This window comes from uncultured Mycobacterium sp. (genome assembly GCF_964249325.1).
Taxonomy (GTDB): domain Bacteria; phylum Actinomycetota; class Actinomycetes; order Mycobacteriales; family Mycobacteriaceae; genus Mycobacterium.
This window is the reverse complement of sequence record NZ_CAXUCH010000203.1, coordinates 1-8,029: the sequence shown is the minus strand read 5'-3', so window position 1 is coordinate 8,029 and position 8,029 is coordinate 1. Positions and strand designations below refer to the sequence as shown.

Sequence of the window (8,029 nt, the reverse complement as noted above, 5' to 3'; positions counted from 1 at the left end):
CCATGTATTGGATATGGCGGCTCATGTCGTTGGCGCCGACATCAACCTCGGTGTCGGCTGGATACTTCACGGCGTATACGCCGATGTTCTTACCCGCGGCCTTGGACTCGAGCGCAGTGATGAACGCATTGCCCAGTACTCCCGGCCCCGGTGATTCCAATCGGCCCCGGGCGAAGACGACCTCCGCTTGAGGACAATTCGCCGCGGCGGCCGGCGTCGCGCACGGCAGCACCGCGGAACTGAACGTCAGCGCGACTGCGGTCATGACCGCCGCTAGGCCAACACCAAAATATTTACCGGCGAGCACAGCGCGATGTTAGCGATTCGCAGCTAGAACCGTTAGTTCAGTTCCCCGCCCAGCCTGAAGCTAACTCTCGGTGTGCGGTGTAGGACTTTGCGGCGATTCCCACTTCGACTCCAGATGCCTTCGCACCACGGCGCCGGGCGCCAGGTCGAGCTGAAACGTCTCACCATCGTCGTCCTCGAGCGTGATGACGTAGCTGCCGTTAGCGAAGTCCTTGAACACCACTTTGTAGGACTTTTCGCCGGAACCGCGGTCGACGGCGATTGTGTCGCCCGGGGCGACGTCGTCGATTCGGTCGTTACCGGATACGTCAGACATGCCGTTGACGGTAGTCGACTGGCAGGGGATGTCGGTTGATGAATCGGCCGGGCTCGACCGGTACGGGAGCGGGTCTTGACTGTTCAGCCCTCGAGCGCGTCTTCCAGTTCCCGCACATGATCCTGCGTTTGCTGCAAGAGCGGCCGTAATGCCTCAGCGACGTCCGGAAGCCCCAAGTCGGTGGCTTCCATCACGCGTTGCCGGTAGCGGTCCAACTGACGCCTTTCCAGTTCCCCATCGGCCTTTAGCGCCGACGCGCCGTCGGGAGCGTCGGGGACGTCGGGAACTTTCACAGTGGGAGTACCGCCTAGAAAATCGATCTGCTGGGCGAGGATCTTGGCGTGCTGCAGCTCCTGAGCGAGGTGCTTATCCAGTTCCTCGGTGATCGAGTGGTATTCGGGTCCCTTGACCGTTGCGATGTGCTGGATGTACTGAACGATCGATTGATACTCCGTACCTAGATCTTCATTGAGCCGTTCGATGAAAGCGCTGGTGTCCATGTCGGCAGATTTCACACAACGCCGCCAGCTGAAACATAGACGCTGTTTAGCGTCAGGCCAGACCGGTGACAGCCCGAGCCGATACGGTGGGTTCCATGCCTCGCGTGGATTACGTCATCCAATATGTCGAGTCGCTTGAGCGATCTGTGAGGTTCTACCGCAACGTGATCGGACTCAAGGTGCGGATCGAGGGCGACGGCTACGTCGAGTTCGAGATGGAGAACACCAAGTTCTCGCTGTTCGAACGGTCCAAGCTGCCAGGGCTCATCGGCCGCGAAGGCGGCAAACCGCCGTGCGGCGAGATCGGCTTCCTGATCCATGACGTAGCTATGGAAGCGGAGCGGTTGCGAGGGCTTGGGATCGAAATCCTCAGCGGACCCGTGGACCGGCCCTGGCATGAAAGAACGCTGCACATCGCCGACCCGGACGGCAACGTTATCGAGTTCGCGCAGAAACTGCGATGACTGCCGGCCTATTGTCCCGGCGCTTACTCGTCAACGGTGAAGTCGGCGGTGAACCACCGGTCGGGGCGGATGGTGAACAACACGCTGTCGTAATCGCCCATCCTGCGCACGAACTCACGCCCGCCATGCTCGCCTAGATAGCGGATAGCGATAGCTTCCCGCACTTCAAACGTGCTTTTCGCTGAGAAATCGCTCGCGTTCGGCTTCGGTCAATGCTCTGGGCATGACTGACGGAACTTCTGAGTTGCCGCCCGTATTCCCAGGCAAGGGCTGGCGGACGCGTGGCCTTGGCTAACTGCTGATTCCAGCCAGTTCGTGTGCCACCGCATCGAATGCGCGCAACGTGTCTTCCATGTGCGGCTCATGAGAATGGGGCTGCGTGGACAACTTGGCGGCGACCATCTCTGCGGCGCGGTTGACGTAGATCATCTGACCACACATACCCAGGCACAACACCACGTTGCTGTCCGGGTAGGGGAACCACATTTGGTTTCGGTACATCCCGCCGGGCATTCGGTTGTCGTCGGGGCTGGCGGCGAACGCCTGACGCGAGTCGGAGCCACCTTCGAGGGTGTCGGCGATCCAGGCGGCCGGCACCACTTGCTGGCCGGTCAACGACACTCCTTCGCGCAAGAGCAGCGAGCCGAACCGGATCATGTCGGTAAGACAGGCGTTGATGCCGCCGTCGAAGAACCCGGTGCCGACCGCGTCGACGCCGATGGTGGCGTTGCATTGGGCGCCGATACGGCTCCAGAGCAGTTCCGACATCAGATCGGGCATCCGCTGGCTGCCGACGACTTCGCAGATCCAGCCGAGTACGTCGGTTTCACACGAGCGATATTCGAACGGGCCGCCATGGTCGGACTTCTGCCGCAAGGTCAGCAGAAACCCTTGCAGCGTGGAGGGGACGTCTGGACTGCTCTTAGGCGCCCATCCCATCGCCTGGTCGAGGAGGTGTATCTCGGCGGCCGGGTCGCCGTAGTCCTCTGAGAAGGCGATACCGGACCTCATGTCCAGCAAGTGGCGCACCGTCGCACCGGCATAGCCGCACTTCGCCAAGGCGGGAACGAATGCCGTGACCGGCGCGTCAAGCTCAATAGCACCCGCCCCGTTCAGCGCGCCGACAACGGCTGCCACCAGCGACTTGCTTACCGAGAAAAGCAAATGACGGGTGTGGGCCCCCAGACCGTCGAGGTACTCTTCGGCCACCATCGAGCCGCGGTAGGCAACGGCCCACCCGTCAGTAGCCGTGGCGGCCATCACCGCGCCCACGGTGGTGGTAACCCGGTCAGTGCTCGGCACTGGGATTCCGCCCAGGGGAGAAGTGGCTGCGGGCAATGCCGCGGCTGGCCCCGCCCCACGCGAGATAACCGCGGTGGGCACGAAGTCGTCGACGTGCTGAAATGACCATTGCGAATATGGCGGCGACAGCCAGTTGTCCAGGGAGATGCCGGCCGGGATGCTCACGCTCGCGCAACGAGCCGCGAGACGATCGGCGTGGCCGGCGCCAGGGGAGTTGAGGCGAACTTCGCCTTGATGCCCTTGACCCAGCGCTGGCAGCGCTCGGTGAGCTGGTAGTCGTCGGTCTGCAGATGTCCGCGGGTGACGAGCACGCCGAGTTGGGCGCCCTCGCAACGTAAGTCGCCCGGCGCGGCGACACGCATATAGAAGGCTTCGGACCCGTCGAGTAGCGTGGCCCAGTCGTTGGCGGGGCGCGCAAAGGAAACCCGACCGTCGTCGTCGATGCGCCACACACCGGTGTGTGGCGTCGCAGTGAAAATCTCCACATCCGACGAGGTCTCGGAGATGATCACCTGACCCCAGACCTCGTCCTCGCCATAGCCGCGCTCCCAGCGCGCATTGATTTCGTCGATGTCGAGTTCGTAGTCCACGTCCATGTACTCGAGGAGGTGGAACAGAAACAACGGCATGTCGGCGTAGGCCTCGGTGGTCAAATTCGTCATCGGGCTGGCGCCGCTGAGGCGCGGGTTGACCTCGCCGAGGTAGAGCTCGTCGGAGTCCAGGTCGTGCAACAGGTCCACCTCGAAGTAGCCGCGGTACCCCTCGCGGCTCAGGATGTCACCCAGCTTTCCCACCATTTCTCGCGCGGCGTGCGTCTGTGCGGGCGGCAGCACCTCGCGCCAGATGTCATTGCCGCACCAGCCTCCCTTGCGCGGAGTCGGCTCCGGATAACCGACGAGACTCGTCATGGCAGGCCCGATCACGGTGCCGTGGCGGGTAACCGTTCCCTCGATGCACACCTCGACGTTGCGGATGCGCTTCATCACTTTGACTTCCTGCCCGGCCAGGTCACCGGCGTGGTCGTCCCAGTCCCGCTGACCCCGTACAAAGAACACCGCGCTTCCGGCGTCGCCATAGGCGGCCACGACGACGAGGTCATCGCCCAGCCCTGCGCCTTGCGCGAGCGATTGCAGCTCATCGTAGGAGCCGGCCCGCCCGATCACGTGAGGCACGCTTGGCACGCCCGCTTCGTCGGCCAGACGCGTCATGACGAGCTTGGAGCCCAGGCGCTGGCGCAACTCCACGGGAGGGTGCATGACTTCCAGACCCGCTTGGCGCGCGAGGGCCTGCGTCTCCTCGTCCATCATCACGAAGCAGGCCTTGCCGCCGGGCCCTCGGCCCGCGATGAACTCGAGCGTCTCGGGATCACGCAGGAGGTGGTTGCACACATCACCCATCGAATCGAAATCAATGCGGTCGCGCCGCCGGGGCAAAAACACGCGCGAATGTTCGCCCTCGAAAGAGTCAAAGTAGGTCAGGTAGAAGAAGTTTCGTATCCAGCGGTCGATGCCCAGCAGGTTGAACGGGGTCGGCGAGATGAAATACAGCGGCACGGTGTTGGTGTGAAAGAACGCGCGTATGTCCGAAAGGCCGTTCAGCTGTCGGCGAGGCGCGGGCTCGGGACCGCCGGCAGGCACCATCACGCCGGCCGCGGTGACGTCGACACCTGGATTCGGCGCGCGGGCAGGGCGGCTGCAGTCACCGCGACATCGATGACATGACACATTTTCATCCCACAAGTGTGCGCCCTGGGTCGGACGTCGCTAGGCGGCGGCCCGCCCCTCAGAGTGCTCGTAGGCCACGCAGGGTCCTTGTTATCAGTTCCCGTCGTTCATCGAGCGTCATCGAGTCACCGAGGGGGGCGTGCACCCGCAAATAACCCTGTGTCACCAGGTCGTCGACCAGGAACCGCGTCGCACCGAGCGGCAAGGACAGACCAGCGGCGATCTCTGCGACCGAGGGGCTATGAGCGCAATACGTCAGGACTTGGCCCCGCACATCATTTCTCCGCCAGCGTGGCGGCTTCGCTGTGGTGTTGAGCGCTTCGACCGGAGTCGAGTGCCAGCTGGACACCGCAGTCGGTACGGCCTGCCGTCAGCATGTATGGCCGGACCAAGCTCGGCTCGTCTGTGGTTTCGGGTTCTGTGAGCCAGTCGCCGATCGGTTCGCCCTTGCCCTCCGACTGCCAGTGCGCGTCGGTGTGCTTCTGCCGGACATGTGGCGAACTACGGGGCGCCTTATGGTTCTGCAAGAACCACAAGGCCTGGTCGGCGTGCACCGATGCGCGCACCTCGCTGGAGACGACCTTGAGTATGGTGCGGTCGGTGTCGATGACGAATGTGGTCCGTCTGACCGGCAGCCGGGCCAGCAGGCCACGGCGCCGAGTGTGCCGGCGCCGGGCCGTCTCACGCGCCACGACGGATCTGCGCAGCTTGGCGAGCCTGCCTCGGCGCACCCCGAACAGCTCGGACACCACGCCGTCCGCGTCGGAGAGCAGCGGATAGTCGAACGAGCGCTGTTGGGCGAAGTGGGCCTGCTTGTCGACGGTGTCGGTGCTGATGCCCACTCGCTGGGCGCCCACCGCGGCAAATTCGCTGCTCAGGTCCCGAAAATGACAGGCCTGGGCGGTACAGATCGGTGAGGACGCTAGGGGAAGAAGAACAGCACAACCGGCCCTTCGGTAAGGAACCCGGACAGTGTCCGAGGCCGGCCGGTGTGATCATAAAGAGTGAAGTCGGGCGCCTTCTCCCCGGCGATCATCGGCAAAGAGTAACGCTGGGAAGCTCTGCGCGACGCACGACTGGAGATAATTCGGTCATCGCCGTACTGGTAACCCGCCATATTCGATTCCGCCATATTCCTGCTCATGCGGTCGCCGTCGAACCCTGACCCGCGCTGACGGGGTAGTGTGCGGTCAATGTCGCGACACCGGCCGGCCGCGGCCCCGGGGTGGTGCGGGAGACCGCTCGCTTGCTGGCGGCTGAACGACTCCGCCCCGATGAGGCTGGCGTTCTGGCTTTCCCCGTCCGCGAGTTGGCGGCCGATCCAAGGTTCAGGTGGATCGAGGCTAAATATCATGACGGTTTCAGTTGAGCAAAGGTACTGCAGCTTAGCCGCGACGCGGGGGCCGATATCGCCTGTCGGCTTTAGTGTTGGCCGCTATGGCCGGACTGGACAATTACCTGAAGCGTTGGCGCACAGCGTTTCACGTAATCGTGTCGGCGTTGGTAGTTGCCATCCTCGAACTCGCCATCAGCCCCGTAGCTCATGCGGCTGCGGCCACGGCGACGTTGTCGGTGACATCGACGTGGCAGACCGGTTTCATCGCCCGCTTCACCATCACCAACTTGAGCACGGTGCCGCTAACCGATTGGAAGCTTGAATTCGACCTGCCGAGGGGAGAATCCGTCTCGCACACGTGGAACAGCAAGATTGCGGAATCTGGCACGCACTATGTGCTCACCCCCGCGAATTGGAATCGCATCATTGCACCCGGTGGTTCAGCCACAGGCGGTTTCCGGGGCCTGCTGACCGGTTCCTACTCACCACCGTCGAATTGCCTGCTGAACGGGCAATATCGTTGCACCTAGCGGCGACTGCGCACTGAGCTCGACGGATCCGACAGGCGGCCAACGCCATATCGGTTTGCGGGTGGACATGCCGGTCACTGATGTTGTGACTGCACTCGACAAGCAAGCGATAGACAGTAGCGCGGCTAATGCCAAACGCGGCGGCTATGGGCGCGTGATGCCGCACCTGGAGGAAACCCACCCGAAATTACCGCGTTTCCTCCCGGGGGCGTTGGCTGATAGCCGCGGTGAGTCTTCTGCGCAGCCAAATCCGATGTTCTAAGCGCCCTCAGTATTTCCGTTGCCGGCCAGGCAGCTTCGAGTCGTACCAGCTTCTGCTGCATAGTTTCTCGGTCAGGGTAGGGGTGATTCATCTAATGACGAAGCAGCCCCCCTTTACTGGTGACCCGCCATATTCGATCTCGCCGTCTTCCCCTGGTCGAACAGGTGCATCGACCGCGGATAACAGTCGAAAGGGGGCCGGATCTGATCGTGGTCTGTCGGTGGGTAGGCGGGCGCATATGGCGAAGGGAGTAGGTAAGGCATCTGTTTGCTGGCGACGCCCTCATGTTGCGCGCTGTCAGCGGACAGAAACCGGTTGAACGTCCAAGGCGCGATCCCCGGTCGCGGGCGTGAATTATTCGCCTGCGCCGCAGCTAGCGGGGCTTGGCGAAAAGTCGCGCCGGACGTCCGTGCCGTTGCTGCCAACCCCTGCGGAAGCGAAGGCGGCATCGCCTGGGGCAGCTCCAGACCGCTGGTGGTACGGCTGAAGTCGGCGAGTGCCGGGATTGCGAGCCTCGTCCGCCGAGACAGCGTGAGTCGCTAGATCTGGTGCCGTGGCCAAGGGGTCAATCGGTTCATGTTGCCGTCATGGCGGGTTTGACGGCGACGGGCAGTGATCGCAGCCCGCGGAGTACGGGGCTGGCGATCCGCGCGGGCGCGCCGGCGGGCGCAAGATGCGGTAGTCGGCGCGCCAGCGTCTCGATCGCGACGCGGCTTTCGATGCGCGCGAGCGCATTGCCGATGCAGAAGTGGATGCCGGAACCAAACGCGATGTGATCGTTTAGTTTTCGACCGAGCCGGAACTCGTCGGGGTGATCCCAGTAGCGCGGATCGCGGTTGGCTGAGCCGATCAGTGGTAGCACTCGGGCACCAGCGGGAATGGTCACCTCGCCGATCGTGATGTCGGAGGCGGCGATGCGAAGCAGCCCCTGTCCGGGCCCGTCGAAGCGCAGTGTCTCCTCGATCGCCGCCTGTGCCAGGGCAGGGTCTGCGACGATCTGTCGCCACAGGTCCGGGCGGCCTAACAACGCCACCATGGTGTTGGCGATGAGGTTTGTGGTGGTCTCGTTGCCCGCCACCAACAGCAAGACACAAAACTTGAGCAACTCCAGGGGACTCAATGTGTCGGCGTCATCCTTGCTGTTCATCAACAGGCTTACGAGATCGTCGCCCGGGCTGCGGCGGCGTTGGCGCACCGTCCGTGCGAAGAACCACGAGATCGCCGCGGCGCTGGTCAGCATCTTCGCCCTGTTGCCCCCGGTGAGCAGTCCGTTGACCAGGTTGTCCGAC

The 8,029-nt window shown here is 63.3% G+C and carries 9 protein-coding genes and 2 pseudogenes; 2 read left to right on the top strand and 9 right to left on the bottom strand.

The features are described from left to right. The 3 genes from ACFE99_RS19835 to ACFE99_RS19825 form a co-directional block, all read right to left on the bottom strand. On the bottom strand, positions 1-265 hold a 265-nt coding region (locus ACFE99_RS19835), incomplete at its 3' end, for a cutinase family protein (protein WP_375488136.1). 102 nt (positions 266-367) lie between these two features. After that, positions 368-622, bottom strand: coding sequence for a hypothetical protein (locus tag ACFE99_RS19830; RefSeq protein ID WP_375488135.1), 255 nt, complete (start codon positions 620-622; stop codon positions 368-370). Positions 623-705: 83 nt separating this feature from the next. Then, complete coding sequence (locus tag ACFE99_RS19825) at positions 706-1,122, bottom strand: ferritin-like domain-containing protein (protein WP_375488134.1); 417 nt, start codon at positions 1,120-1,122, stop codon at positions 706-708. 95 nt (positions 1,123-1,217) lie between these two features. Here ACFE99_RS19825 and ACFE99_RS19820 point away from each other — a divergent pair, with 95 nt between their 5' ends. Next, a complete protein-coding gene (locus ACFE99_RS19820; protein WP_375488133.1) occupies positions 1,218-1,586 on the top strand; it encodes a VOC family protein in 369 nt (122 codons plus the stop codon). A 23-nt stretch (positions 1,587-1,609) separates the two neighbouring features. Here the strand turns inward: ACFE99_RS19820 and ACFE99_RS19815 are convergent. The 5 genes and pseudogenes from ACFE99_RS19815 to ACFE99_RS19795 all read right to left on the bottom strand — a co-directional run. Continuing rightward, positions 1,610-1,747 (bottom strand): annotated as a pseudogene (locus ACFE99_RS19815) (pyridoxamine 5-phosphate oxidase); the annotation flags it as partial. Positions 1,748-1,877: 130 nt separating this feature from the next. Beyond that, positions 1,878-3,053 carry a serine hydrolase domain-containing protein gene (locus tag ACFE99_RS19810; protein ID WP_375488132.1) on the bottom strand — a complete coding sequence of 392 codons (1,176 nt, stop codon included), beginning with the start codon at positions 3,051-3,053 and terminating at the stop codon, positions 1,878-1,880. Continuing rightward, positions 3,050-4,531, bottom strand: coding sequence for a biotin carboxylase (locus ACFE99_RS19805; RefSeq protein ID WP_375488131.1), 1,482 nt, complete (start codon positions 4,529-4,531; stop codon positions 3,050-3,052). The genes ACFE99_RS19810 and ACFE99_RS19805 overlap by 4 nt, the downstream gene beginning before the upstream one ends. 139 nt (positions 4,532-4,670) lie before the next feature. Next, a complete protein-coding gene (locus tag ACFE99_RS19800; protein WP_375488130.1) occupies positions 4,671-4,886 on the bottom strand; it encodes a DUF742 domain-containing protein in 216 nt (71 codons plus the stop codon). Positions 4,887-5,121: 235 nt separating this feature from the next. After that, positions 5,122-5,648, bottom strand: a pseudogene (locus tag ACFE99_RS19795) (peroxiredoxin); the annotation flags it as partial. A gap of 401 nt (positions 5,649-6,049) precedes the next feature. On the opposite strand from ACFE99_RS19795, the gene ACFE99_RS19790 reads away from it, so the two are divergent. After that, complete coding sequence (locus ACFE99_RS19790) at positions 6,050-6,478, top strand: cellulose-binding domain-containing protein (RefSeq protein WP_375488129.1); 429 nt, start codon at positions 6,050-6,052, stop codon at positions 6,476-6,478. An 836-nt stretch (positions 6,479-7,314) separates the two neighbouring features. Here ACFE99_RS19790 and ACFE99_RS19785 read toward each other — a convergent pair. Further along, on the bottom strand, positions 7,315-8,029 hold a 715-nt coding region (locus tag ACFE99_RS19785), incomplete at its 5' end, for a cytochrome P450 (RefSeq protein WP_375488128.1).